Origin of the sequence: Arthrobacter sp. A2-55 (assembly GCF_025548615.1) — a bacterium.
In the GTDB taxonomy this organism is placed as follows: domain Bacteria; phylum Actinomycetota; class Actinomycetes; order Actinomycetales; family Micrococcaceae; genus Specibacter; species Specibacter silviterrae.
On sequence record NZ_JAJLOZ010000138.1, the window covers coordinates 1 to 2,331 of the forward strand.

The 2,331-nt window shown below is 58.6% G+C and carries 1 protein-coding gene; it reads left to right on the top strand.

Translation table 11 applies throughout. From position 1 onward, the window contains the following. The first annotated feature begins 546 nt into the window (after positions 1-546). Positions 547-2,298 (top strand): reverse transcriptase domain-containing protein, encoded by a 1,752-nt coding sequence (locus LPN03_RS20630; protein WP_262455743.1) that lies wholly within the window; start codon positions 547-549, stop codon positions 2,296-2,298. Positions 2,299-2,331 lie beyond the last annotated feature (33 nt).

Here is a 2,331-nt window from a genome sequence, read left to right on the forward strand (position 1 = left end):
GAGCGGTTCTTGTGCGCCACGAGGCGCGCTGCTATATCCCCGGTGCAGCCGGGACAAACTCGAAGGGAGGTTTGTGGGTCTGATGGCTTACCCGGATACCGAAAGGTAATGGGGACCGTAGCATGCCAGTAAATCGGCGACCGTGCCCAGGTGTTAGGGGCGGGGCGTCGGGAAGGCCCGCGTGACATGGCGAAGGCTTGATTGCTTGAATCCCAATCTCCAGAAGATGCAAGTTCACATCCACCGGAAATGACACCCGTCGCCGGTGCCGGTCCTGCCAAGGGGAGGAAAAATACTGCGGCAACCTTCGGGATCAGGAGCGATGCCCAATGAGGGCATTTAAGGAGATGAGTGGGGCGCCTAAATCATGCTCGATACGTATAGCAGCGACGAACGTGGGATCACCTACCGGGCGCGAGCCCCATGGTGACGGAGGCCTCGTAGTAGTCGCCGGAGTCACGACCGGCCAAGGAGGACGGGAAAGCCGTCCGCAGGGCGAAGGGGGCCAGATGATGAAAGATGACCGGCAGAAATGAGGTATGCGAAATGCAGAACGCCGAAGCAGTTCTGGGCATCTTGCGTGAACGCGGCAAACGCGGTTTGCCGTGCAATGAGCTATATCGACAACTATTCAACCCAGCGTTCTATCTGTTGGCCTACGGGCGCATCTACTCCAACAAGGGGGCGATGACTCCGGGGGTCACAGCGGAAACGGTGGATGGCATGTCTATGGGCAAGATCGAGGCCATCATTGAGGCCATGCGTCACGAACGCTACCGATTCAAGCCCTCACGGCGGATTCTCATTCCCAAAAAGAACGGGAAGACCCGCCCTCTGGGCCTGCCAACATGGTCAGACAAACTCGTCGGCGAAGTCGTGCGCCTGCTTCTTGAGGCATACTACGAGCCGACGTTTTCCGACCGTTCCCACGGGTTCCGGCCCGGACGGGGCTGCCATACCGCGTTGCGGGAGGTAGACGCTGTCTGGAAGGGAACCACGTGGTTCATCGAGGGAGATATTGCCGACTGTTTCGGATCGCTCGATCACGAAGTGTTGATCAGCATCTTGTCGGAAAAGATTCAGGACGGGCGTTTCTTGGCCCTGATATCGGGCATGCTCAGTGCCGGGTATTTGGAGGACTGGAAATTGGGTGCAACGTTTTCCGGTGCACCCCAAGGCGGTATCGCCTCGCCGGTCCTGTCAAATATCTACCTGCATAAGTTGGATGAATTTGTTGAGAACACGCTCATTCCGGAATACACCCGGGGCCGGTTGCGGAAACGAAATCCCGTATACCGGTCGGTGGAAGCAAAGATACTGAGGGCAAGGCGGCGCGGTGACACTCCAGCAATCAGGGAACTTCGCCGCCAGCAACACGCCCTGCCGAGCCAGGATCCGCAAGATCCTGACTATCGGCGTCTGCGCTACATCCGTTATGCGGATGACCACCTGCTCGGGTTCGCCGGGCCAAAGGCTGAAGCCGAGGCCATCAAGGAGCGTTTGGGGGTGTTCCTGCGTGAAGAACTCAAGCTGGAACTATCTCCGGAAAAGACGCTGGTCACCCACGCCCGCACGGGCGCGGCACGATTCCTCGGCTATGACATCCATGTTGGGCACAATCAGCATTATCAGCGCAAGGGACGTCGTTCCCTGAACGGTGAGATCCAGCTGTCCGTGCCCGATACGGTGATCAAATCGGCTGCGTCCCCGTACCTGTCTACGGGGAAACCCGGACGCCGCCCCGCCTGGATGGCACTCGATGATTACACCATCGTGGCCAACTTTGGGGCGAAGTATCGGGGTATCGCCCAGTACTACATGCTTGCCGTTGACATCCGCAAGATGCACCGGCTGCGTTGGGTCATGGAAACGTCCATGCTCAAAACCCTGGCAGGGAAACATGGCTCCTCGGTGACGAAGATGGCGGCACGCTACAAAGCCAAAATCAACACATCCGGGGGCCTGCGGACCTGTTTCGAGGCCACCCTCGAACGCGAAGGCATGAAGCCACTGCTGGCACGGTTCGGCGGTTTTCCGCTTGCACGACAGAAAAGGGCGTTCTTGAATGATCGCCTGATTACAGGACCGGCATACCCGCACAAGGAGCTGATTATCAGGCTCCGGCACGGTGTATGTGAGATCTGTGGAAGCCGCGACGGGGTGCGAGTGCACCACATCAAGGCTCTCGCCGATCTCGACCGATCCGCAACCGCACCGCCATGGGCGCAGATCATGGCCGCACGACAACGAAAAACACTCATTGTCTGCGGCAGCTGTTACGACCTCACCCACCCGTAACCACTTCGGGAATGGCGTTCACGTTAACATCAT

Coding starts and splice junctions, on each gene's coding strand:
- LPN03_RS20630 (WP_262455743.1), top strand. CDS start 547: ATGCAGAACGCCGAAGCAGTTCTGGGCATCTTGCGTGAACGCGGCAAA.